The following is a 25,028-nucleotide window of genomic DNA, read 5'->3' as shown; positions in this document are numbered from 1 at the left end:
TACGTGGTCTCGTGCACCAGGTCTTCTCTTGAAGATCTGCCCATGACCACGAGCCTCATCACGAGCACGAAGCCGCATCAGCGATCGGAGGGCGAGCAGGCGCTGCCAGCAAGCCCCGATTTCCGAGCGATCTTCGAGGGGCTCCCCGCCTGTTACTTCGTACTCAATCCGGACTTCACCATCGTCGCGGTGAGCGACGCCTTTCTCCGGGCCGCGAGCACCCGGCGTGAGGACCTCCTGGGTCGCCACATCTTCGATGCCTTCCCGGACAATCCGGACGATCCGCACGCGACCGGCACGAGGAACCTGCGCGCCTCGATCGAGCGTGTGCTCGAGACGCGCGCCCCCGACACCATGGCCGTGCAGAAATACGATATCCCGCGCCCCGAAGCGGAGGGAGGCGGCTTCGAGGAACGGTACTGGTGCCCCATGAACTCGCCCCTCCTGGGGCCGGACGGCAGGGTCGCGTACATCATCCACCGCACGGAGGACGTGACCGAGTTCGTCCGCCTGAAGCAGCGCGGGATCGAGCAGACGCGGCGCACGGAGGAGCTGAAGATGCGGGCGGAGCGGGTCGAGGCCGAGGTCTTCCTCCGGGCGCAGGAGATCCAGCGCGCGAACGAGCAGCTCCGCGTGGCGAACGAGCGGCTCAGCCGGCTCGACGAGCTCAAGACAAGGTTCTTCTCGAACGTGAGCCACGAGTTCCGGACGCCGCTCACGCTCATGCTCTGCCCGATCGACGAGCTCCTGACCGGCGCGCCCGGCGGCCTCACCGGCAGGCAGCGCGAGCTCGTCGAGCTCGCGCGCCGCAACGCGCGGCGGCTCCTCAAGCTCGTGAACACCCTGCTCGACTTCGTCCGGATCGAGACCGCCCGGATGCATATGGTCTACGAGGCGCTCGACCTCTCGGCGCTGACCGCGGAGGTGGCGAACGCGTTCAGCGGGGCCATGCAGCGGGCGGGGCTCCGGCTCGTGGTGGACTGCCCGCCGCTTCCGGAGCCGATCTACGTCGATCGTGAGATGTGGGAGAAGATCGTCCTCAACCTGGTCTCGAACGCGTTCAAGTTCACGTTCGAGGGGGAGATCGCGATCTCGCTCCGGTGGGGCGGCGACCACGTGACCCTCGAGGTCCGCGATACGGGGACGGGGATCCCCGCCGACGAGCTCCCCCGGATCTTCGAGCGCTTCCACCGCGTCCACGGGGCGCGCGGGCGGAGCCACGAGGGCTCCGGCATCGGCCTCGCGCTCGTGCGGGAGCTCGTCCGGTTCCACACGGGCGAGGTCCAGGCGACGAGCAAGGTCGGTCGTGGCAGCACGTTCACCGTCCGCATCCCCGCCGGATCAGCGCACGTGCCCGCGGCGCGCATCGGCGCCGAGCGGGAGCTCGGCATGACGGCCGTGACGGTCCAGGCGTTCGTGGAGGAAGCGTCGCACTGGGACTCCGGAGCCGCGCCGTCGGCGGAGCTGCCGCTGGGGTCACCGGCAAGCGCCGGGGACACACGCCCGGCGGAGGGCCCGGTCGGCCACGTCCTGCTCGTCGAGGACAACCCCGACATGCGGAGCTATCTCAGGGACGTCCTTGCGACGCGGTGGACCGTGGAGGCCGTCGGGAACGGCGAGATGGCGCTCTGCGCCGTGCGCTCGCGTGTACCCGATCTCGTGCTCACCGACGTCATGATGCCCGGGCTCGACGGGTTCGGCCTCCTCAAGGCGCTGCGGGCCGAGCCGAGGACGAGGCTCGTCCCGGTGGTGTTCATCTCTGCCCGATCCGGGGAAGCGTCGCGCGTGCACGGCGCCGAGGCGGGCGCGGACGATTACCTCGTCAAACCGTTCTCGGTCCGCGAGCTGCTCGCGCGGGTCGGCGGTCGCATCGAGATCGCCAGGCTGCGCCGCCAGGTCGCCGAGGACGTCGAGCGCCTCCGCGAGAGCGAGCAGCGCTTCCGCTCCCTCGCCGACTGCGCCCCCATGATGATCTGGATGTGTGGGCCTTCCGGCGGGTGCGAGTACGTCAACACGACGTGGCTGCGCTTCACGGGGCGCTCCCTCGAAGAGGAGCTGGGGGACGGCTGGCTCGACGCGGTCCACCCGGACGAGCGCCCGCTCGTCGCGAGCGCGTGCGCCGAATCGATGGAGACGCACGAGCCGTTCACGCTGGAGTGCCAGATGCTCCGCCGGGACGGCGAGAGCCGGTGGGTCGTGACGCAGGGCGCCCCGCGCTTCGGCGCCGCCGGAGCGTTCCTGGGGTTCGTCGGCTCGTCCCTGGACATCACCGAGCGCAAGCGCATCGAGGACGCGCTGGCCGACGCGGATCGCCGGAAGGACGAGTTCCTGGCCATGCTCGGGCACGAGCTGCGCAACCCCATGGCGCCGATCTGCGTGGCCGTGGAGCTCCTCCGGCGGCGGAGCCGCGGCGGGCCGCCGGACCAGCACGTCGAGGTGATCGCGCGGCAAACGAGGACCTTGATGCGCCTCGTGGACGATCTGCTCGACGTGTCGCGCATCACCCGGGGAAAGATCGAGCTGCGCAAGGAGCGGATCGACGTCAAGGCCGCCGTGGCGCGCGCCGTGGAGTCGACGCGCGAGCAGATCGAGGCGCGGCGGCACCAGATCCGGCTCGTGCTGCCGGCGGCCGCCGTCCACGTCCTCGGGGACGCCGTCCGCCTCGAGCAGATCCTCGTCAACCTGCTCACCAACGCGTGCAAATACACGGATATCGGGGGCCACATCGGGGTGACGGTCGAGCAGCGCGGCGACCAGGTGGAGCTGCGCGTCCGCGACGACGGGATCGGGATCGCCAGGGAGGTGCTGCCCCATGTCTTCGAGCTGTTCCGTCAGGCGGATCGCAGCCTTGATCGGGCGCCCGGCGGCCTCGGTATCGGGCTGACCATCGTCCGCGATCTGGTGGCCCTCCACGGCGGGAGCATCGAAGCGACGAGCCCGGGGCCAGGGCAAGGCAGCGAGTTCATCGTGCGCCTGCCCGTCGCGGCGGACGAGCGCGTGCCCGCGGCGGCGGACGAGCGTTTGCCCGCCGCGGCCGTCGGGGCGTCGTCCGCGCCCTCGAAGAACGCAGAGCAGCCGTCTCCGGCGGCGAGGAAGCTCCGCGTCCTCATCGTCGAGGACAACGTGGACGCGGCGAGCACCCTCGCCGACGCCTTGCTGGCCCTCGGGCAAGAGGTGTGGATCGCCGGCGACGGCCCGCGCGCGTTGAAGGCCGCGGCGGAGCATCGGCCCGATCTCGTGCTCCTCGACATCGGGCTCCCAGGAATGGACGGCTACGAGGTGGCGCGGCGCCTGAGGGAGGCCGAGCTGTGCTCGGGCGCGCTCATCGCGCTCACGGGGTACGGGCAGGCGTCGGACCGCCGCCGCGCCGAGGCGGCAGGGTTCGACGCCCACTTCGTCAAGCCGATGTCGCTGGACGCGCTCGCCGGGGTCGTCGACGCTGCCGCGGCGTCCGGAGCCCATCAGGGCGCCGCGGGCGGCGCCGGCGCGAGCCCGAAGACGCGCTCGTGACGGGCGCTCACGTGGCAACCCATGCACGAGGCGACCCGGCCGGCGGAGGTCACCTGGCCCGCGGCCGTGACCGTGCCGTAGACCCAGCCCGCGTCGGTGCCGGGCGTGTCCGGCGCGACCTTGAGCACCACGTAGGCGCCGGCGAGGCGCGACGCGCGGTAGACGCGATCGCCGTCGCGCAGGATGGGATCGAAGTGATCCGCGGACTCTGGCGGCGTGGCGCCGGCGCCCGGGAGGGCGGCCGCCGCGCCGTCGTCCACCAGCTCTGGGACAAAGCTCTCCTTGACCAGGACCTGCCCGACCGGCTGGGCGACGGGCGCCTGTCCGTCGACGAGCGGATAGCGATCGCGGTGCTTGGCGAACACCGAATAGAGCTTGCGGGCGTGGCCGCCGTCCTCGGCGGCGCTCATGCGGACGCGGCCGGGCAGCGGCATCCGGCACAGCCAGGGCGCCCAGCGGAGCTCGTCGTCGACGCGCCCCCAGGGCTTGTAGTCGCGAAAGGCGGCGGCGATGAGCGGGGCGAGCCGGGGGTCGATCTCGGCCTCGGCGGCGCCCGTCTCGGGCGGCGAGCCCGGCGCATCCGCCGAGGAGGAGGAGACGGGGGCCGGAGGGGGCGTTGCGCTCCCGGCGTCGTCCGGGGTGACGGGCTCGTCCAGGGCGTGGCTGCACCCGGGCGCGAGCGCGAGGATCAAGAGCAGGGTGAGTCGCATGGAGCGGATCGTACGATCGCGGCGCCGGACAGGTCTGCCGGACAGCACGGTTGCGCGCGACGCGCGATCGCCGGGAATCGCCGGCGTCCTCGCGCGCGCCGCAGCGCGCCCCGCCGGCGGCCGAGTTCACGGCGCGGACGGAGCAGGCCCGGCCGGCGGCGGCGCGGCGCGGGTCGGCTGGCAGCGAGGACAGAAGTAAGTCGACCGCATCATCGTTCCCTGGCGGCGCATCTGGATCGCGGCGCCGCAGTCGTAACAGGCGTACCCCTCGCGGCCGTACACGCTGACCGGCCTCCTGCGGTCTCCGCCGGCGCGCGTCGTGCGTGTGGTCATGTAATGTGCGGTCGGCCCACGGTACGCGCTGGCGGCGTCCCGCGGCTCGACGTTGGATTGCAGGAGGCGGCGGCCGACGTCGAGCATCGCGGAGAGCTCCTCGTCGGAGTACGCCCGGACGGGGGCGAAGGGGTCGAGCCGCGTCCGGAAGAGGAGCTCGCTCTTGTAGATGTTGCCGATGCCGGCGACGACGCGCTGGTCCATGACGGCGACGCCGAGCGGCACCTCGTCGAGGGCGCGCAGGCGGCGGAGCGCCTCGGCGGCGTCGAAGGCGTCGCCGAGCAGATCCGGGCCGAGGGCGCCGAGGAGGCGATCGCCGCGCAGGGCGCTCGCGCGGAGCAGCCGCGCGACGGGCGCGCGGAAGCAGACGGCGACGTAGCCCGGGACCGCGAGGATGGCAGACGCCGTCGCCTCGGACCGCTTCCAGCGCTCGCCCTCGCGGTAGAGGTGCCAGGCCCCGCTCATGCGCAGGTGGGTGTGGAGGACGGTCCCCTCGTCGAAGAAGATCAGGAGGTTCTTGCCGCGCGCCTCCACGCGCTCGACGCGGCGGCCGACGAGCCGACGGCACGGCTGGTCGCTCCTGGGCAGCTCCAGCGCGACGACGGGCGCGCCCGTGAGCGCGGGGCCGAGGGCGGCGGCGATGCGGAAGAGGGTGTCGCCTTCAGGCATGAGCGGTGTCCGGAGGCTCTTGTGCGGACCGGCCGGATCGCAAGGGGCACGAGCGGAAGAGCCAGGCTCTCACCCCATCGCCGGCCTCGCTTCGCGCTCGCTTGAACATGTATGCTCGCATCCTCGGTTCGCGGCAGTTCAGCGTCGCGACCCTGGAGAGCTGCTCGATGCCTCACCCGACCTGGTGCCCCATCGCCCTGCTGGCGGCGTCGCTCTGCGCGTGTGCCGCGCCTGCGCCCCCGCGCCCGCCGGCCGAGCGTCCGATCGCGGTACCCATCGCGCCCGCGGCGCCGCCCGTCGCTCCGGACGCCCCGCCCGACGCAGCCTCGCCGCCGGAGGTCGAGATCCGAGGCCACCAGATCCTCCTGGACGGCCGGCTCGTCGGCGACGCGAAGAGCATCGCCGAGCTCGGCCAGCTGACCAAGCTCGATGAGCTGTTCGTGCAGCTGGAGGCGCGGCGCGCCCGCGAGAGCGCCCGCGAGAGCGACCGCGGCGCGCCCGCGCAGGGCGAGATCGCCGTCGTGGCGGACGGATCGGTCGCCTGGATCGTCATCGAGAGCGTGTCGCGCACGGCGGCCTTCGCGGGCTACCCCGTGGCGCTGCTGCGCACCGGCGTGGGCGGGCTCCGTTTCCGCGCGCCCACGCCCGGCGCTCCCGAGGAGAGCACCTGGGAGCCGCCGTGGTTCGAGATCGCCGTCGATGTCCGCGAACGCGACGTGGAGGTGAGCCTCTTCGAGCTGACCGTCGCCCCGCCGAGCGCCTCGGAGGGCGGCGGCTTCGTCCGGACGCTCGTGAAGCGCGAGGTCGTGGGCCCGCAGCGGGAACGCGCCTCCGCCGCGCTCGCGGAGCTCGCCGAAGCCGCGTGCGCGAAGGCGCCGCGGACCTGCCTCGACCGCATCGGCCTGCGCGCCGTGCCGGGAGCGAGCCTCGCCGACATCAAGGAGGTCGTGTCGACCACCCTGGGCCGCGCACGGCAATGGAAGGAGCGACCGCCGGGCTCGAATCCAGAGATCCTCATGATCCGAGCCCTCCCCCGCGAAGGCCGGTTCACCGGCCCGCCAGGATCGCCGCCCTCGTTTCGCGCGCTCTCGATGGAGGTCTCGGGCCGGCTGCCCCCCGAGGAGATCCGGAACGTCGTGCGCGCGCGGTTCGGTGCGCTGCGCAAATGCTACGAAGCCGGGCTGCTCCGCGATCCCAACCTCGCTGGCCGGATCGCGGTGCGCTTCGTCATCGGCAGGGACGGCAAGGTGACGGCCGTCGCCGAGGACGCTCCGCAGCCGAACAGCCCCCCGCCGCCGCCCGCGATCGCGTCCATGCCGGATCGCGCGGTCGTGAGCTGCGTGCTGCGCGAGTTCGAGAAGTTCACGTTCCCGGCGCCCGAGGGCGGCGTCGTGACGGTGGTGTATCCCATCATGTTCTCGCCAAGCTCGTGACGCCGACGCGGTGGCGCGAGCGGCCGTCTCGCGCGGCGCGAGCGGCCGTCTCGCGCAGCGCAAGCGGCCGTCTCGCGCGGCGCGGACGGCTCCGCCGCGCTCAGGCCTTTCGATCCGCGCGCGGGCTGATCACATACCCCTTCCGCGCCAGCGCGTGCCGGAACCCGGCTTGCAGGTCCCGGTGCGTCGCGAGCTTGCCGAGCTCGATGCCGAGCTCGATCACGGTGCGGGCGGTGCTGGGCGAGGCGCCGACGACGCTGCACTCGGCCCCGAGGAGCCCCGCGGCGCGCGTGGCCTGGAGCAGGTGGTTGGCCACCGCGCTGTCGACCGACGTGACGCCGGTGATATCGATGATGACGAACTCGGCGTGGTGCCGCTCGACCGCGGCGACGAGCGACTCCACGAGCTGGGCGCCGCGCGAGCTGTCCATCTGGCCGACGAGCGGGACGACGAGGATGCCCGGATGGATGGGGATGCTCGGCGTCGAGAGCTCCTGGATGAGCTCGATCAGCCGCCGCTGCGTCTCCAGGAGGATCGACTCCTGGCGCTTCGCGTCCTCGATCTTCTTGCGCTCGGTGATGTCCTCGACGAGCCCGAGGAGATAACGGCCCTTGCCCCTGGCGTCCTCCATGGGGATGAACCGGGCGCGACCGATGCGGTCCCCAAAGCGCTTCGAGGGGACGCGGAGCTCCGGGACCTCGACCGGTACGCCCCCCGCCAGGACGCCGCGGCTCTCGGCGTCGATCTTCGCGGCCAGCGCCTGCGGCAACAAGTCGCTGGCGCGCAAGCCGATCAGCTCTCCCGGCGCGTGGCCATGGAACTCCTCGAAATTCCTGTTCACCCGCACATAGCGGAGCTCCGCCGCATCCTTGACGAAGAGCATCAGCGGGAGGTGCTCGATGATGCCGTCGAGGAGGAGGCGCGCGCTCTCGAGCGACGCCTCCGTCGCCCTGCGCTCGGTGACATCGTCGTAGACCACGGCGACGCACTCATCTCCCACGGGGAACGACCACGTCGTCATGACGCGCGTGCCCTCTTCCCGGGGGAGGATCACCTCGCTCTCGTCGGTCCCGCCGGTGCGGATCAGCTCCGCCAGGCGCTGAGGAATGCCGATCTGCCGAAGGCTGGGGACGCTCTCGTCCATCGTCCGGCCGAGCATCGCCGCGGTGGGCCGGCTGGCGATCCGCTCGGCGGCGTGGTTCATGTAGACGTACCGGAGCGACCGGTCATCCTCCGGGGCCTCGAGGGCGAGGAAGGTGCAGCCGAGGTGCATGGACTCGACGACCTGCGCGCACCGGCGCTGGTGCTCCCGAATGTGGCGCTCCCCTCCATCGATGAGGCGGAGCAGGGCGCCGCGGCCGCCGCCGATCGTGCAGGCGAGCCCGCGGAGCACCCACCGCGGCGCGCCGCGGCCCTCGTCCGGGAGGTCGATCTCGGCTCGATCGACCTCGCCCGAGAGGAGCGCCTGGATCCGGGCGACGTCGGCGGCCGCGGGCGCCAGCGACAGGAGCACGCGATCGCCCTCCGGCGACAGCGGCAGGCTCGGCGCCCCGAGCCCCGCGAGGAGGCGATCGAGCTGCTCGTTCTTGCACAGGACGGCGCCCCGCGCGTCGATGACGAGCGCTGGGTCGTCCAGGGCCTCGATCAGGAGACGTGGATCGATGTGAAGTGTCTCTGCGCGATCTTCGGCTGTCGTGTGCACGCACCCACCCCGTGAGCCCAGCGCGAGGGCCGAGCGCGGCCCCCGCTGCTGAACGGTCACAACCGGGCGCATCATCGCTCCGTTCTCGCGCTGCCGCACCCTCCGGATGAGCAGAGTCGCCGAAAAAGGGAGGCGGCGTTCGCGCCGGAGGCGCTCTCCGGCGCCGGAGCGAGCTCGACGGCGCGGGGCCGCCGCGCGTGAAGCCCTGTCAGCTCGCGCTCACGCTGGCGCGGCTCTCCTGCGGCGCCATCCGCCGGATACAGTAGCTGAGGGCGGCCCGGAGATCGCGTTGCGTCGAGATCGTCGAGAGATCGAGCCCCAGCGCGACCATCGTCTGCGCGACGTTCGGCTTGATGCCAGCCACGATGCCTTCGGCGCCGAGCAGGCGGATCGCCGCCACGAGCTCGATGAGATGGCTCGCCACCTTCGTGTCCACCATGTCGACCCCGGTCAGATCGAGGATCGCGAAATGGGCTTGTTTCTCCATGATGCGCGCGAGCAGCGCATCCATCACCTCGGCGGTGCGCACGCTGTCGACCACGCCGATCATGGGGAGCGTCAGCACCCCGTTCCACACCTCGATGATCGGCGTGGAGAGGTTGCGAATCACCTCCTGCTGCTTGTCGATCTGAGAGAGCCTGGCCCGCAGCTCTTCCTGCGCGCGCTTCACCGCGGTGACGTCGAGCGAGAACCCGAGCACCGCGTCGACCTCATCGCGCCTGTCGAGCACGGGGACGACCCAGCTCTCCCAATGGACGCCGTGCGCCGTGGTGTGATCATGGACCATCGTACCGGCGATAGCCGCCCGCAAGGCGGCGCGCTCTCTCTCGGGATAGAGCTCGAGCAGGTTCTTCCCGAGGAGCTCGCCCCTCGCGAGCCCGGCGGCATCGAGCCCCTTGCCGTCGTGGTAGATGACGGTCCCCTCGGTGTCGATCGCCCAGATGACGACCTGGAGGTTGTCTGCCAGGCCGTCGAGGAGCCGCTCCTTGAGGCTCGGCTCTGCAGGGCTGCTCTCGCCGTCGGCGTCGGCCTGCCGCAACGATCCGTGGATCGTGCCTCCTTCGGGCGCCCGGCTCGCGTTGCACGTCAGCCGCCGGTAAGCGCCCTGGGCGTCCATCAGGCGCACATCGACCTGCACCGGCTCTGTTTGCTCCTTCAGCCGGATCCACGCAGCGGCGAAGTCGGCGCGATCTTCCGCATGGACGAGCGCCGTGAGCGAATTGCCATGCGCTACCCCGGTCCCCAGCGCCTGACGGAGCGCGCCGCTCGAGTGCAGCACATCCCCATCGATCCCCGCGATGAAGAGCATCTCTGGACAGGATGCAAGAAATGTATGCAGCAGCCCCGAAGTGGCGTCCAGTTCGTTCGCCATCGTCTCCCTCCCGTATGTCCCCCTCAACAAGATGGCTTGTATCAGAAGCGCATCGCTGTTGGGAAGCCGCGCTCGCCACGTGATGATGTTGGTGCGATGGACGACGGATCGCGTCCAGCGTCGAGGCCCGGATGAGCTCTCGCGGATTGCCGCGGTCAGCGGCGCGGCCGCACCTTGAACCAGAGCTCGAGGTCCACGCGGCCGTCCTTCGGCTCGTCCGTGACGTAGTGCTCGTGGGAGGTGAAGTCGTCGGGCGCGAGGCTGCTCTCCCTGAACCAGCACGAATAGATGCTGCGATACGCCTCCGAGATCCCGGACACCTCGCCGGCATAGCGGAAGACGGCGTAGCGGCCCTCGCTCATCCGGCCGCGGAAGAGCGGGGGCGGCAGCGGGACGGTCTTCGGACAGGGCACGCAGGCGTGGTATCGGCACAGCTCGGGGGCCGTGATCTGCGGGCTGTCGTGCGGTGTACCCCAGGCATCCACGGCGTCTTCGCAGAGCCCGAGCTGCCGGGCGGCGGCGATGAGGTCCGACCAGAGGCGCTCGAGGGCCGAGACGTCGTACCCGGCCGGGCTGGCGAGGCATGCGAAGTCGAGCCCGCTCGTTGTCTCGAAGCGGACCCGCGCGCTCCACGCCGCCGCCTCGAGGCGCCGCTCGTCGACCCCGCGCTCGGGCGGGAGCGTGTAGAGCTCTTCCGGCCGAAAGTCCTTTCCGTAGAGCGACGTCAGCTTCCCGATCGCGACGGGGAGGCCGCGCTCCGGGCTCCGCACCTGCGACGGGCTGCAGCCGAAGTGCGCCGCAAACGCCTTCGAGAAGTTCGAGGCGGACGAGTACCCGGACGAGAGCGCCACATCCATGATGCTGCGGTCCGGCTCGTACGCGAGCCGCAGCGCCGACTGCTCGAGCCGCCTCCGGGTGATGAACCGCCCGATCGGCTCGCCGACCGCCGCGTGGAAGACCCGGTGGAAATGGAACTCGCTGAGGCGCGCCGCGCGCGCGACGTCCGCGACCGTGATCGGCCGCTCGAGGTTCGCGGCGATGAAGCGGAGCGCGCGCTCGATCTCGGGCCGGTGGGCGGATTCTGTCACGACGATCTCCGCGAGGCGGCCCCTGCGAGGGCGAGCGGCGTGCCCGGAGCGCGCGGGCCTTCGAGTCTCATGCCTTCATTCTAGAACGGCTCCGGCCGGAGAGGCGCTCTCCGGCGCTCCGAGCGCGGGCGCGCGGCGGTCGACGCTCGAGCGAACGAAGGAGGCGGCGGGCGCCTCAGGGGTCGCCTGGAGATGCACCTGGCTGGTAGGGTTGGGTTGCCATGGATGTCCGAGCCACGCTGCCGATGACCCCGACCCTCGATCTCTTCGACCTCGATGCATCCTACGCTTACACGAGCGCTGTCCGGCTCCTCAGCCTGGACAGGGCAGCGCCTTTCTGGCCCGATCTAGGGCTCCGCATCGATGACGTCGAGGCGGTGAAGACGGCCGCGCGCCGCTGCGTCCGGGCGGAGATCGCGATCGAGGCGCTGGACGACGAGGAGCGGGATTACGAGGGCATGATCGCGGTGCACATCGCGGCGTTCCTCGCCGACGTGGAGCGCTCCCAGGGCACGGCGGCCGCGGCGCAGATCCGCGCGTGGATCGAGGAGCGCTACTTCGTGCTCGACCGGCTGCCGGACTGGCGGACCATGTGGCAGGTGCTCGTCGTGTGGCTATCGCGCCGCAAGGAGCACCGCGTCGCGCGGTTCGGCCTGCCGCTCGACAAGATCGCCAAGCTCCTCCAGATCGCCCGAGCGTGGGCGGAGACCGAGGACACGCTGGATCGGCGCATCGCCGAGGCGGAAGCGCTCCCGCTGGAAGGATGGGACGCCGAGGCCTACGCGGCGTACCGCGGCGACGACTCCGACCTGAGCCCCCTCACCGCGCTGTCGCAGCACCTGTCCGCGCTCGAGTTCGAGCGCACCTGGGGCGCGATCCGGCGGCTGCTCGGCCCGGCGGAGATGGACGCGCTCGAGCGCTGGGGTCAGGTCGAGGTGATGGCCCACATGGAAACGATGTCGCCCCACGCGGCGTGGATCCCGCCAGAGGGCCGCAGCCTGTCGTGAACGCGACGCTCGCCGCGGGAGCGCCTCCGTCCCGTGCGCCGGGCGGTGCGTTTTCCAAACAGACCCGAAGAGCTCCCCGCAATTCTGGGTATGAGCACCCACGTTCCTCCCGCCGCTGACGCTTCCCGCACCGGTACCTGGAATTCCGTTCACACCGCCGCGCTTGAGACGCTCCCGCGCTCGCTCCGGCTCCTGGGGGTCGCCGCGCCCGACATCGACGACCTGGTCCAGGAGGTCCTGCTTGCGGCGTACGAGAGCCTGGATCGGTTCGATCCCGACTACCCCGCCTCCGCCTCGCCGCCGCCTCCGCGCGAGGCCGACTCGGCCGCCGATCCGCCGCAGCGGGATGGCCGGCGCCCGCGCGGCACCGCGGAAGCCCGATGGCTCTTCGGGATCGCGTGGCGGAAGGTCAGCAAGCACCTGGAACGCGCCTACCGCCGCCGCGAGGTGCCGGACGGCTTGCACCCCGCGCCGCGCGGCCAGGCGGTCGATCCCGCGCCGAGCAGCGAGCAGCGCGTCGCGGAGCGGGAGCGGCTGGAGCTCGCGATCGACGTGCTGAGCACGATCGCCCCCGAGCGGCGGGTCCTGCTCGTCCTGCACGAGGCCTGCGAGGTGCCGATCGTCGAGATCGCGCGCGAGCTCGGCATCAACTACAACACGGCCGCGAACCGGCTGCGCCTGGCCCGTGAGGACTACCGCGCCGCCGTCGCGCGGCTCCGTCCGGAGCAACGGCAGGCGCTGCGCGGCTGCTGGCTCGCGTTCCCGCTGGCGTCGGAGTTCCTGGCGCGCGACGGCGGCACGAGCACCTCGGCGCTGGCGGCTCCGCCGCCGGCGTCTGCTCCGCCTGCGGAATCCGCGCCGCCGGCTCCGCCGCCGACAGCGCCTGCGCCGCCGGCTCCGCCCGGACCGCCGCCGCGTTCGCCTGCCACTGCGACCCTGCCAGGGAGGCCACGACGGATCGCCGTCGCCCTCGGGTCGGCTGCGGCGGGCATCGCTGGAACGGTCGCTGTGCTGCTCGCCCTCGCGCCGCCGCCGGCCCTCTGGGCTCGCCGCTTCGGGCCGGTGCTGCCCGAGCTGCTGCCCGCGCGCACCGTCTGCCTTGCGGCGACGCCGCCGCAGCATGCGCCGGAGCCGGGGCCCGCCGCCCCCGCGCCCGAGGCGCCCCACCGCCCGTGCCCTGCTGCTCCGCGGGTGGCGCCGCGGGCCAGCGAGGCCAGCGAGCGCGATGACACGTTCGTGGAGGAGCTGCGGCTGCTCACCGCGGCGCGAGAGCGCCTCACCGCCGGTGATGCGGCCGGGGCGCTCCGGAAGATCGCCGTGCACGCGCAGCGGTTCCCCGGGGGCCAGCTGAAGAACGTGCGGGAGCGGCTTCGCACGGTCGCCCTGGCGCGCGTCGCCGCCCCGGAGCAGGGCGCGCCGGGGAGCGAGCCGTCGCGATGAGCGGGCCCTGCGGCAGACCGAGGCTCGGCGCGCGCCTGGCCCGGCGCGGCATCGGTCCGCGCGGGGGCGCGAGGTGGCTGGCGCGCGCCGCCGGCGCGGCGGCCATGGTCCTGCTGTGCGTCGCCGCGGCGCGCGCCGCGCCGGATCTGCCACGGGCTGCGATGCGGCTGGAGGTCGTACGAGGCCCCGGCGCCGAGGGCTGCGCCGACGAGGTGCTCCTGCGCGCGGAGGTGGCGCGCGGGCTCGGCGGCGATCCGTTCGAGGACGAGGCGCTGCGGGTGCTCACGGTCAGCATCGCGCGGGAGGGGCCGGAGCTCACCGCCTCGATGGCCCTGCGCGAGAGCGAGGGCGCGGTCGAGACAGCCTGGGCCGAGGGGTTCAGCACCCGGCGCGGCTGCGCGGAGCTGCTCTCCGGCGTGGCCCTCGCGATCGTGGCGCAGATCCTGACCGCGCCGGAGCGGGCGTCACCGCCCTCCGAGCCCTCGCCGCCGCCTGCACCGCCGCTTCCGCAGGTGCGCCGGGCCGAGGCGCCACCGCTGCCCAAGGCAGCACCAACGCCGACAGAACGCTTGCGGCTGGAGGCGGGGCTCGGGGCGACCCTCGGCCTCGGGATCACGCCCGGGGCCGCGGCGGGCATGACCCTATCCATCGGCGTTCGCAGGCCCGGCTGGTCGGTCGCCGTGGAAGGGCGAGGGCTCGTGTCCCTGGCGCAGGAGGTGAAAGACATGAGCATCAGCACCAGGGCCTTCACGGCGGCTGGTGTGGGCTGTCTGCACGGCCACCACCTCTTCGGCTGCGGGGTCGCGGCCGTCGGCTTCGTCCGGTTCATCCCCCGGCATCCGTGGGACGTGACGGGAGGCGACGACCGTCTGTTCAGCGTTGGAGCGCGGCTTGGCAGCGCCTGGGCCCTCTCGGACAGGTGGAGCGCGCATGGATACGCCGAGGCCAGCGCGATCGTGGATGACACGGTGCTCCGGCGCCGGGGCCAGCGGCGCGATACCGCTGGATCCGTCACGTGGTCCTCACCTCCGGTCGGTGCGGCCCTCGGACTCGGTGTCACGGCGACGTACTGAAAGACCTCGTGGAGCCCGGCTCTCCTCGCCAACGACGTGAGAAATTTCAAAAGGAAACCACAATGCTCAGTGCAATCGATTCTCTCGTAAAAGCTGCCCGTTGTGAACGCGTGCCAGCTCTACGTATCTTGTCCGGCATGCGAACCCTCTTCCTCCTGCTCGTAGGATCCCTCTTCTTGCCTGGCTGTCCCGAAGAAGATCCGACCATCATCGGTCCCTGTCAGCCTCAGGAGTACGGCAACCCAGGCTGCCCATGGCCCGAGGAGGGCGGCGGCGGGGCCGGCGGTGAGGGTGGCGGGGGCGGAGGCGGAGCCGGCGGCGGCGATGAGACAGCCTGCGCCGGCGATTGCGTCCCACCGGCGCCGCTCGGCTGGTTCGGCCCGGCGCTCCTCTGGTTCGGCCCGCGGGACCAGGTGCCGGACTGCCCCGCCGCCGCGCCGAACATCGGCTACGAGGGGTTCGCCGACCTGGCGCCCACCCCCCTCGCCTGTGCAGCTTGCTTGTGCGATCCGCCTGACGCGGCCACCGCCTCGTGTCAGCTCCCGCTGGGCTGGTCGACGCACGCTTCGGCGTGTCCCGGCGACCCCGGCGGCGTTACGACCCCCTTCGCGGCGCCCGACGGCTGGGACGGCGCCTGCACCGCCGTGAACGCGATCCCCGCCGGCCAGGACTGCGGCGGGAAGCCGTGCGTACAGTCGGTCTCCATCGAGGCGCCGATCGTGACAGCAACCGGCGCGTGCACGCCCAGGGTGGACGAGCCGCCACCGCCGGCGCTCCTCGACCCGTGGCAGACCCGGGCGCTCGCCTGCGTGCCCGGCGCCTACACGGAGTGCCTGGGCGACCGGAGCACCTGCATGCCCTCGCCGGACCAGCCCGGGGTCCCGCCGCCCGGCGGCTTCCTGACGTGCATCTTCCACGAGGGCGACGTGACGTGCGAGGAGCCGTACCTCGACCGGCACGTCTTCTACGGCGGCGCCGAGGACACGCGCGGCTGCTCCGAGTGCGGCTGCGGGGAGCTGGAGGGCGCGTCGTGCACCGTCATGGCCTCCGTCTACAGCGACGGCGCATGCGGGGAGGCGCTCGCATCGATCATCGTGAGCTCGACGACGCCGTTCTGCGGGGTCACGCCGCCCGGCGTCGCCCTCGGCAGCAAGTCGGCGGAGGTCGTGGCCGTGGACCCCGGCGGCTGCGCCCCGAGCGGCGGCGAGCCCACCGGCGAGCTGCTGCCGGCCGAACCGTCGACGTTCTGCTGCCGCGCATAGGGCCCGCGAAAAGAACAAGCGAGCATCGCCTCGCGCTCGGCAACAGCAGCTCCACCTGATCCGCGAGCTCTCCGCGATCTTCATCGCGGAGGGCCGCGACCAGGGCGCCTGCGAGCGGCCGCGAGCCGACCGTCGGCACGACCAGTTCACTCACCCAGAACGCCATGATCGCCCCCGCGAGCGTGCCGCGTCCCTCGGCGCGAAGCCGCTTCATGGCCGCGCTGGCCGTGACGTCCGAGGGGCGGCTGCGCGTCAGGGAATGGGTGCGCTGCCAACGAGCGTTCGCGGCGTGGACCGCGCGAACCGATTGGACCACGTCGATCCCCTGAAAACGAAGCGAGGTCGTGCGCGACCGGCCGCGCGAGTCATCGCTTGCTCCCGACGTCCTGGACATCGCGTGCGCCTCGGCGAGCTCGACGCGCTCGCCCGCGACGCCCGATCGTGGCCACACGCACGGATTCATCGAAGAACGACAGCCTTTCCTGTATTCTCTTGCCTGCTTCGTGAGGCAAGCGCGAGCCACCACCAGATACCCGTGAGAGCAAGAACCCTATGGCCGCAACACTTCGTCGCTCAAGGACGGTCCGTCCCAGCCTCGCCCAACTTATTTCCGCGACGGTACTATCCCAAACCGGATGCACGATCCTCGACGAAAGACCAAAACCAACGTGCGTGGATCCATCCCCTACATGCCAGGCGTTGTGTGTACAGGGGCCCGGATTCCCTCAGCCGATTCAGTGCATGAGAACGCTGCCACGACAAGAACAATTCCTGATTATCCTAGCCACAAAGAATTGCAATGAATGGCGCGAGCTGCTGCCCCCCAGCGATGGCTCCCGTCTAGTCATCACCCCTGAAATGGTTGGAATACCGCCGGCAAAGAGGGATCCCTGCTACTACTAGCCCACGCCACTTACCCTCAGACAACGATCATCATCCCCCGGCAACACTCGACAGATGGGATCCTCACCGAAGCCGACAACATGGATTGTATTGGGGGCCATCGCGGTCGCCGTACTCGCGGCAGCATACACTGCGGGAAGAATCTCGGCAGAGGGCGACAGCCAGACTCAACCGCACCACGACGCCGTCAGCAAGGATGACCCCGATCTTCGGTCGACTCTGAGCGCTATCCGGAAACGGTTGGCCAGCTGCGAAGAGACCCTCCAGCGTCGCAACCACCATCTTCAGAGACGAGAGGAAGAGCCCCACGCCAACGCCAGTAATCCCACGATTTCACCTGCGCCGGAGCTTCCGAAGCAATGCATGGTCGTATCGCAAGCGACGGATCTGACTGCCAACTGCACCAACTTAAGGAGACACTTCAACGCATACAAGGAAATACTGGGCAGCAGCACGCTCGACTGCAGAACAGTTCTGACCATTCGAGATCTGGCAATAAAGCAATCCTCGATCTGCTCCATCGTTACAAGATCTTTCGATGGCGGAACGCAGCCAGATACCACGAGCGATCCTCACGGCATCGATGCGATGGAAAATGCCCACATAATCAGAGGCGATCATGGCAACATCGACCTAAACGATCTTGTGAAGAACCCAGAGTGCGCAGCCCACATGCAGGCCGAATAGATCGAGCCCATTCACGCGGTCGTTCGTCTCGCGAGAGCCATCGGTCCGCTGTTCGAACAGGCCAGGGCAGTCATGCTTCCGCACGCCATCAGGACTTCAACCCGCATCGTTATCGTTCGACAGATGAGAACCTCACCGAAGCCAACAACATGGATTGGATTTGGAGCCATCGCGGTCGCGGTGCTGGCGGCGGCATTCTATCTAGGAAAAACCTCGGCAGAGAGCAACAAAAAGACTCAGGCACGCCATGATGCCGTGAGCAAGAACGATTCCTATATTCAAGCGACCCTGAGCGTCGCCCGGAAGCGGTTGGCCAACTGCGAAAAGACCCTCCAGCGTAGCGATCAACATCTTCAGAAGAACGAGGATGAGTCCTATGCCAACGAAGACAAGTCCACTCATTCGCCCGAGTCAGAGCTCTTGAAGCAATGCATCATCGCATCGCAGCCGAACGATCTGCATAATATGTCCATGGATTGCAGAGACTTCTGGTGGCTATTCAACGCATACGAGGAAATACTGGGCAGCAGCACGCTCGACTGCGGAACCGTCCTGAGCATCCGAGAACTGGCCCAAGCGCAACACTCGATTTGTGCCGCCATTATAAGTTTCTTGGAGGACTCGTCGCAGCCAGACGTTGCGAGCAGCGCTCTCGGTCTTGCTGCGATGGAAAACGCTTATGTGTTCAAGAGCCAGCACGGCGACGTCGACATCGATGAACTGGTGAAGAACCCAGCGTGTATAGCCCGCATGCAGACAAAATGACTCGAACATGCTTCACGCCGCCGCTCATCCCGCGGGAGCCATCGATCCGCCGTTCGAGCAGGCCATGGCCGCCATTCTTGCGCGCACTATCAGCGCTTGGAGTATTCTCACTTTCCGCTCTGGCATCGGCGCAAGAGCACCAGCCCCCAGAGAAATTTCGTTGGGACGGCCTCTACCTCAACGGCATCGTTCAGACGAAGCTCCCCCATCTCGCGAGACTCGGGGCCACATACAGCGGCGGAACGCCTCCGGGGGCTGTCCACACGGTCATGGTGAGCTTCGGACAGACCGCGAGCCCCACCCAGGAGCTCAATTTCGGGTATTTCATCGGCGTTGGAGTGGGCAAGGAGAACATGTCGACGATAGAAGACAAGAAGCTGGGGATCCACGCTACGTACGAGGCCGGACCATTCCGGGGGAGCGCGGCCACAAGCCTTCAATTCTTCCAATTGATCGGAGCCGTTCTTCCCATGTTCACCACGACCTTGAGGCCGCAGGCGACCCTTGTCCGGACCACGCACGTCGATCTCTTCCTCGGTGGGGAGGTGTATTCCCTGAATGTCAACGTCCAGCTCGGCTTCACGTGCGGATTACGGTTCAGGGACATAAGAATCTTCGATCGAAGCATCGACGGGCTCCTGTCGATCACGGAGATGAACGCTTGGACGAGCGTTCCGGCGCATGGAACCCTCTGGATGGCCTACGTCGAATCGCGCCTCGGGATCGTCGTCGATCTGGAGCCCGACGAGGGAGACAAGGGAGAAGCGCGCGACCGGATCCGTGAGTATGGGCAGCTCTGACCGATCGCGCCAGGGACGCCGCTCGCCTCGTCGCTCTCGCTCAGGCTGGTTTTGACGCGCCGAGCTCCGGCGGACCGTACGCCCTAGTCTGCGACGGATCCGGCCGGCGCGGCGCTCTCCGGTGCGCTCAGCGGGAGCTCCACCACGAACGTCGCCCCGGCGCCCGGCTTGCTCTGCACCCGGATGGATCCGCCGTGCGACGCCACGATCGAGCGCGCGATGTAGAGCCCGAGCCCGATGCCGCCGAAGTTGCGCACCGACACCGCGCGCTCGAAGCGCTCGAAGATCCTGCCCTGATCGGCCTCCGCGATCCCGATCCCCTCATCCCGGATCACGAGCTGCGCGCGATCCGCCTGCGGCCGCACGCCGATGAAAACAGGCCCGCCTGCGCCGTACTTCATCGCGTTCGACAGGAGGTTGACGACGACCTGCTCCAGGCGATCCGGATCCCAGTGCCCGACCACGGGCGCTCCCAGATCCAGCTGCGTCGGGCAGCGGGCGTCCGCGAGCTGGGGGCGCATCCGCTCGACGACCTCACGCACCAGCGCCGCCAGATCGACCGGCGCCCGTGTGAGCGTCAGCCGCCCGGCGTTCATCCTCGTGACGTCGAGCAGCTCGTCGATCAGGCGCCCGAGCCGCGACGTCTGGCGGCCGAGGATCCGGAACATCGCCTCGATCCGCTCCGGGGGAACGCCCGCGAGCGAGCGGCGGTGCAGCAGGCGCTCGGCCGCCTGCACCTGCATCTGCATCGAGGTCAGCGGGGTCTTGAGCTCGTGAGACGCGACGACGAGGAACTCGTCCCGCCGCTCGATGGCCTCCTGGGCCTCGGTGTACAGGCGGGTATTGTCGAGCACGAGCGCCGCGCGGCGCCCCAGCTCCTCGGCCAGCCGCAGGTCGGCGGGGCCACAGCGGCGCTCGGGCGCCGTCGCCAGCAGGGTCATGACGCCGAAGTACCGGTCGCGCGCGAGCAGCGGAACCCGCAGGAACGCGTGGACGCCGAGCCGCTCCCAGGGCGGCCTGACCCGCGGGTCGAGCGAACGCACCTGCTGCAAAAGCGGCGCGGCGCGGCCATCGACCCCCTCGGAGCCGGCCGGCGGCGCTTCTGCCAGAGCGCGCAGCGCGTCCTTCAGCGCTTCCAGCTGCTCGCCGGGCACCCCTGCGACGACCGTCGGGCCCGGTGTCCTGTCCGCCGAGAGCACCTCGACGATGCACTGATCCGAGAGCTCGGGCACCGGGAGCTGCGCCACGCTCTCGAAGGTCGCGCCGTACCCGAGCGTCATCAGCTTGCGGCTCGCCTCGGCCAGGAAGCGCTCGGCCTGCTCGGCCCGCTTGCGCTCGGTGATGTCGGTGGAGATGCCGCAGAGCACGCCGGGCATGACCCCCTCACTGAGAGGGAATTTGATCGACAGGAACGTGTGCAGCCCGTCCTCCAGCGGCACCGTCTCCTCCCACTCCATCGGCGCGCCCGTCTCGAGCACCTTCCGCTCGTGCTCGCGGACCACCTCGGCGAAGGGAGCCGGGAAGAGGTCGGCGTCGGTCTTCCCGAGGAGCTGCTCGCTCGGCATGCCCAGGAGGGCGCCGACCTGCCGGTTGGCGAGCAGGAATCGGCCCTCTCGATCCTTGACGTAGACGCTCGCCGCCGAGTTGTCGACGATCGCCTGGAGCATCTGCTGATTGGCCTTGAGCGCCTGCTCCGCCCGCCGCCGCTCGGCGTTCTCCTGCTCCACCTCGGCATAGAGCGTCGCGTTCTCCAGCGAGAACGCCGACTGCGAGGCGAGCAGCTCGACGACGCTGAGCCGCCCGGGGGTGAACGCCCCGGTGGCGAGGTTGTTTTCCAGGTAGAGCAGGCCGATGAGCCGGCCCTGGCGCACGATCGGGAGGCACAGCACCGATCTCGGGCGCTTGCGCCGGAAATACTCATCCTCCACGAAGGGGTGCCGGCCGGCGGCGTCGTCGAGCAGCACGCGCTCGTGGCTCCGGCGAACATAGTTGAGGACCGACTGCGGCAGCGCAGCCGAAGGCGCCTCGTCCGCATCCAGCAGCCGCACCGCGCCCCCCGGCGTCTCGATCGCCGCGAGCCACAGCTGCTCCTCCCGGACCAGGAGGACACAGCCCTCCTCGGCGCCCGCGTGCTCGACCACGATGCGAAGCAGCATCTCGAGCAGCCGCGAGAGCTTGAGCTCGCCGGAGATGCTCTGCGCAGCCTTCACCACCGACAGGACGTCGAACTGCTCGGCCCGTACGGCGAAGGTGACGGTGGGGGCGATCGGCTTGCGCTCGACGAGGTGAGGGTAACGCTGATCGAGCTGCTCCACCTTGGCGTGGGCGCCCCAGCGGAAATAGCCGGCGCGGGCGCTTCGCAGGTAGCTGTCGACGGGCGTCGAGAGGCCGCGCGCGCGGTAGAACTCCGCGGCGAGCTCGCAGGCGATGGCCTCATGCTGGACGAAGCCGCCCTCGCGCGCCGCCGCGATGGCCTGCTCGTAGAGCCGGCTGGCCTCCGGCTCGCGCCCCAGGAGCCGGGCGATCTCGGCGCGGACCAGGGCGTGCTTGTGGAGGAAGTTGTCCGGGCCGCTCCTGGCCCACGCGCCTAGCTGCCGCTCGCACTCGAGGAGCTCCTCGGGGAGCACCGGCGGCGGGGACGGCTGCGCCTCGCCCGCGCCGTGGGGCGCGTTGAAGAGGGCCGCGAGCGCGAGCGCGCGATAATAGAAGCTCTCGGCGATGAGCGCGTGCGGGCCGACCCTGGGAGGGTGCTCGGCGATCGCGCGGGTCGCCGCCGCGAGCGCCTCTCGGGGAGAGCCGAGCACGAAGAGCGCCTGCGCCTTCAAGCTGTAATAGAAGTCGCGAGCGGCCTCCAGATCTCCCCCCTGCTCCAGCCGCGCCTCGAAGGCCGGCGGATCCAGCTCGGACCCGTCCGGCATCGAGAAGCGGACCGGCCTCCCGCGCAGCGTCTGGATCATGGCGTGGCCGCCGAGGAGGGCGTTGAGCGCGAACGTGTAACCGACCCTGCGCACGAAACCGAGGCGCTCCGTGACCTCGTGGAGCACGTCCTCCAGCGGCTCGCCAGAGAGCAGCGGGAACAGCGCGGCCCAGATGCAGTTGGTGCACGCCATGTTCAGGTCACCGGACTCGACCGCGGCGCTGAAGCCTTCTCGCGTGTACGGATACGTCTCTCTGTAGTGGCGTGTCCAGAAGACGACAAAGTGTCCGAAGAGGACGACCACCACCGATTTCGTGGTGAGGAGGCCGCTCCTGTCCGCCAGGTCGTGGCCGAGCCTGCCGAACAGGTAAGCCTCCTGATATCGCCCGAACCTCGAGCTGATCACCATCGCGAAGGCGGCGTACGCGACAGCGGAGTGCTCGGCGTTGCCGTGGCGCAGGCTGAGCTTGACCATGCGCATGACGACGAGGTTGTACAGGTTCGCGTCCACGAAGAACGCAGGGAGGGACAGGCTCTGCAGCACGCCCATCGTGATCTTGATCTCCGGGTGCGTCATGGGGGGCAGATGGATCAGGTCCTCGATGGCCCGATTGCCCAGGGTCTGCCAGACGCTCTCGATCTCCTTCTCGACCTGTGCATCGGTGGGGTGGAGCGGCAGATCAACGTCGCACGCGCGGAGGCACGAGAGCCCGATCTCCACCGCGCGGGCGTATTGCCCGCGGGTGACATTCAGCGCGACGACGAGCGCGGCGGCGGCGGCCGTCTCGTGTCGGGTCCTCGCGCGATCCATGAGCTCTTCCACGCGCCCCTCGGCTTCCTCGAAGCTGCCGGTGATGTACGCGATGTGCGCGCGCTCGAAGGTCAGGCCGTAGGTCAGCTCGTGGCGCGTCTCCCACGAGGCCGGCGCGAGCAGCGCGAGGCCAGCCGCGAAGAGCGCGGCGGCGGACTGGAAGGCCGCGGCCGCCTTGGCCTTTCTGCCGGCGCGGAGGTTCAGCGCGGCGACCTCGTCCCGCTCCGCCTGGGAATGCAGGAGCGCGGCGCCACGGTTGAGGTGGCCGACGACGTCGAAGAGCGCGTCGTCGCGCTCCTCCGCGCGTCGCGCCCCGAGGAGCAGCCGCCCGATCCCCAGGTGCATCTCGGCGAGCTGTCCCGCCGGGATGAGCGAGTACGCGGCTTGCTGCACCCGGTCATGGAGGAATCGATAGGCGCCGTCCCGGCGGAGCAGCAGCCCCTCCCGCACGGCCTCCTCGAGCGCGTCGCGGAGCTCCGCCGCCGGACGGCCCGCGACCACCGCGAGCGTGTCGAGCTCCAGGCTGCTGCCGAGGCACGCGGCGAGCGTGAGCGCGTCCCGCGTCGGGCCCGAGAGCCGCTTCAGCTTGCCCGCCATCAGCTCGACGACGTTGTCGGTGAACTCCTTGTCCCGGGCCGCGGCGATGTCCCAGCGCCACCTGCCCTCCTCCGCGTCGAAGGTGATGAGCCCCTCCTGGTGCAGCGCGATGAGGAACTGGAGCACGAAGAACGGGTTGCCGCCGGTCTTCTCATAGACGAGCTCCGAGAGCGGCTCGGCCTGCTCCGCCGGCGCGTGCGGCGCGTGGACCGTCTCGGCGACGAGCGCCCCGACATGGGTGGCCGAGAGCGGCCCGAGGACGAGCTCGACGACGGCGGCGCCGCGCCCCCGCGCCTCGGCCAGCGTGAGCCGCAGCGGGTGCGCGGGGCCGACCTCGTTGTCGCGGTACGCGCCGTTCAGCAGGAGGTGCTCGGACCCGGCGTAGGTGGCGAGCTGCTCGAGCAACTGGAGGCTCCCCGCGTCGGCCCACTGCAGATCGTCGAGGAAGAGCGCGACGGGGTGGTCCTTCTGGGCGCACGCCGAGACGAAGCGCTGGAGCGTCGCGTGCAGCCGGCTCTGGGCCTCGGCGGGCGGCAGCTCGGGCACGGGCGGCTGCGGGCCGAGGAGCAGCGTGAGCTCGGGGAGCACGTCGGCGAGCAGCCTGCCGCTCTCGCCGAGGGCCTCCCGGAAACGCTGTCTCCAGCCCTCGACCCGCTCCTCGCTCGCGCAGAGGATCTCCTGAAAGAGCGCCCGGAACGCCTGATGGAACGCGCTGTAGGGGACGTCCCGCGCGGCTTGCTCGAACTTGCCGGACAGGAAGAAGCCGCGCTCCCTCACCACCGGCCGGTGCAGCTCGGCGACGAGCGACGATTTGCCGATGCCCGAGTAGCCCGACACGAGCACGAGCTCTGGCCGGCCGCTCGCGACAACGCGCTCGAACGCGGCGAGCAGCGCCGTGACCTCGCGCTCGCGCCCGTACAGCCGCTGCGGGACCTGGAACCGGTCGGAGAGATCGCGCCCCCCGAGCGCGAAGGGGGGAATGGATCCGCTCGCCCGCCATCTTGCGAAGCACTCGTCCAGGTCGTGCCGCAGGCCCGCCGCGCTCTGATAACGCTCCTCGGCGGCCTTGGAGAGCAGCTTGAGCACCACCGCGGAGAGCTGCGGGGGAATCGAGGGGACGAGCACGTGCGGCGGCGGCGGCGCCTGGGCGATGTGGCAATAGACCCACGCGACGGGATCGCCGGCCTGGAACGGCAGCGTGCCCGTCAGCATCTCGTAGAAGACGACGCCCAGGGAGTAGAGATCGGTCCGCTGGTCGATCCAGCGGTTCATCCGGCCTGTCTGCTCCGGGGCCATGTACGCCAGGGTCCCCTCGATGAGCCCGATGTGCTCGAGGTGCTGGAGCTCGCGGGGTATCCGGGACGCAATCCCCAGGTCGGTGATCTTCACCTCGCCGGTGGCGGGGTTGAGGAGCACGTTCTGCGGCTTGATGTCCTTGTGGACGACGTCGTGCCGATGCAGCCCGGCGAGCGCCTCGACAAGGCGGATGGCGAGGGGGAAGAAGCGCTCGAGCGGCGTCGGCCCGTCCTGGAGCCGATCGAGCGACACGCCGCCGAAATCCTCAAGGACCAGCGCCGGCTGTTCGCCGAGCATCGCGAGCCCACAGGGCTTGACGATGGCCGTTGTGTCGAGCGCCCGAGCGATCTCGTATTCGTGGCGAAGCCGCTCGGCGGCGCGAGGGCTGGCGTGATCGCGCCGGAGGACCTTGAGCACCACGGGATGGCCGTCGTCCTCGCGTACACCCCGGTAGAGAACGGTGTCTGAGCCCTCGTAGAGGGTCTCGATGATGGCGTAACGGGACGAAGACCCGTGATCGGACGAGACGGGATTGGTGCCCACATGAGCCCTGATGCGGGGGATGCGCTGCACATGCTGCCATGGTCGGCGCGCGTCGCCAGCGCTTTGAGCGGGCGGCGCGCCGGCCCTCATCCGTCCTCCGCGAACCCTGG

Annotated in this window: 15 protein-coding genes; 9 read left to right on the top strand and 6 right to left on the bottom strand. The window is 70.3% G+C overall.

What is annotated here, in order from left to right; genetic code table 11:
• The first annotated feature begins 42 nt into the window (after nt 1–42).
• Nucleotides 43–3,510, top strand: coding sequence for an ATP-binding protein (locus tag WMF46_RS19215; RefSeq protein ID WP_437986936.1), 3,468 nt, complete (start codon nt 43–45; stop codon nt 3,508–3,510).
• Here WMF46_RS19215 and WMF46_RS19210 read toward each other — a convergent pair.
• The gene (locus tag WMF46_RS19210; protein ID WP_437986935.1) at nt 3,462–4,220 is read right to left on the bottom strand and encodes a hypothetical protein; all 759 of its coding nucleotides are present in this window, start codon (nt 4,218–4,220) and stop codon (nt 3,462–3,464) included. The two genes, WMF46_RS19215 and WMF46_RS19210, sit on opposite strands and share 49 nt — an antisense overlap.
• A gap of 126 nt (nt 4,221–4,346) precedes the next feature.
• On the bottom strand, nt 4,347–5,222 hold the full coding sequence (locus tag WMF46_RS19205; protein WP_437986934.1) for an Fpg/Nei family DNA glycosylase: 876 nt from the start codon (nt 5,220–5,222) through the stop codon (nt 4,347–4,349).
• Nucleotides 5,223–5,329: 107 nt separating this feature from the next.
• Here WMF46_RS19205 and WMF46_RS19200 point away from each other — a divergent pair, with 107 nt between their 5' ends.
• Nucleotides 5,330–6,655 (top strand): AgmX/PglI C-terminal domain-containing protein, encoded by a 1,326-nt coding sequence (locus tag WMF46_RS19200; protein ID WP_437987912.1) that lies wholly within the window; start codon nt 5,330–5,332, stop codon nt 6,653–6,655.
• A gap of 100 nt (nt 6,656–6,755) precedes the next feature.
• Here the strand turns inward: WMF46_RS19200 and WMF46_RS19195 are convergent, their stop codons facing one another.
• The 3 genes from WMF46_RS19195 to WMF46_RS19185 form a co-directional block, all read right to left on the bottom strand.
• Entirely contained in the window at nt 6,756–8,357 is a 1,602-nt protein-coding gene (locus WMF46_RS19195) for a PAS domain-containing protein (protein WP_437986933.1), read from the bottom strand.
• Nucleotides 8,358–8,565: 208 nt separating this feature from the next.
• Complete coding sequence (locus WMF46_RS19190; RefSeq protein ID WP_437986932.1) at nt 8,566–9,729, bottom strand: PAS domain-containing protein; 1,164 nt, start codon at nt 9,727–9,729, stop codon at nt 8,566–8,568.
• Between the two features lie 155 nt (nt 9,730–9,884).
• The gene (locus WMF46_RS19185; RefSeq protein ID WP_437986931.1) at nt 9,885–10,817 is read right to left on the bottom strand and encodes an AraC family transcriptional regulator; all 933 of its coding nucleotides are present in this window, start codon (nt 10,815–10,817) and stop codon (nt 9,885–9,887) included.
• 221 nt (nt 10,818–11,038) lie between these two features.
• Here WMF46_RS19185 and WMF46_RS19180 point away from each other — a divergent pair, with 221 nt between their 5' ends.
• From WMF46_RS19180 to WMF46_RS19150, 7 genes are all read left to right on the top strand, one after another.
• Nucleotides 11,039–11,824 (top strand): hypothetical protein, encoded by a 786-nt coding sequence (locus WMF46_RS19180; RefSeq protein WP_437986930.1) that lies wholly within the window; start codon nt 11,039–11,041, stop codon nt 11,822–11,824.
• A 90-nt stretch (nt 11,825–11,914) separates the two neighbouring features.
• On the top strand, nt 11,915–13,264 hold the full coding sequence (locus WMF46_RS19175) for an RNA polymerase sigma factor (RefSeq protein ID WP_437986929.1): 1,350 nt from the start codon (nt 11,915–11,917) through the stop codon (nt 13,262–13,264).
• Nucleotides 13,261–14,337 (top strand): hypothetical protein, encoded by a 1,077-nt coding sequence (locus tag WMF46_RS19170; protein ID WP_437986928.1) that lies wholly within the window; start codon nt 13,261–13,263, stop codon nt 14,335–14,337. The genes WMF46_RS19175 and WMF46_RS19170 overlap by 4 nt, the downstream gene beginning before the upstream one ends.
• 137 nt (nt 14,338–14,474) lie before the next feature.
• Nucleotides 14,475–15,599 carry a hypothetical protein gene (locus WMF46_RS19165; protein ID WP_437986927.1) on the top strand — a complete coding sequence of 375 codons (1,125 nt, stop codon included), beginning with the start codon at nt 14,475–14,477 and terminating at the stop codon, nt 15,597–15,599.
• 957 nt (nt 15,600–16,556) lie between these two features.
• A complete protein-coding gene (locus WMF46_RS19160; protein ID WP_437986926.1) occupies nt 16,557–17,189 on the top strand; it encodes a hypothetical protein in 633 nt (210 codons plus the stop codon).
• A 123-nt stretch (nt 17,190–17,312) separates the two neighbouring features.
• A complete protein-coding gene (locus tag WMF46_RS19155; protein WP_437986925.1) occupies nt 17,313–17,954 on the top strand; it encodes a hypothetical protein in 642 nt (213 codons plus the stop codon).
• Nucleotides 17,955–18,223: 269 nt separating this feature from the next.
• Nucleotides 18,224–18,754: a hypothetical protein gene (locus tag WMF46_RS19150; protein WP_437986924.1), complete on the top strand. Its 531-nt coding sequence runs from the start codon at nt 18,224–18,226 to the stop codon at nt 18,752–18,754.
• Nucleotides 18,755–18,837: 83 nt separating this feature from the next.
• Here the strand turns inward: WMF46_RS19150 and WMF46_RS19145 are convergent, their stop codons facing one another.
• A complete protein-coding gene (locus WMF46_RS19145) occupies nt 18,838–24,918 on the bottom strand; it encodes an AAA family ATPase (RefSeq protein WP_437986923.1) in 6,081 nt (2,026 codons plus the stop codon).
• Between the last annotated feature and the right edge of the window lie 110 nt (nt 24,919–25,028).

Origin of the sequence: Sorangium sp. So ce117 (assembly GCF_051524395.1) — a bacterium.
GTDB lineage: Bacteria > Myxococcota_A > Polyangia > Polyangiales > Polyangiaceae > Sorangium > Sorangium cellulosum_B.
The sequence above is the reverse complement of the archived record's forward strand: the minus strand, read 5'-3'. Positions and strand labels throughout refer to the sequence as shown.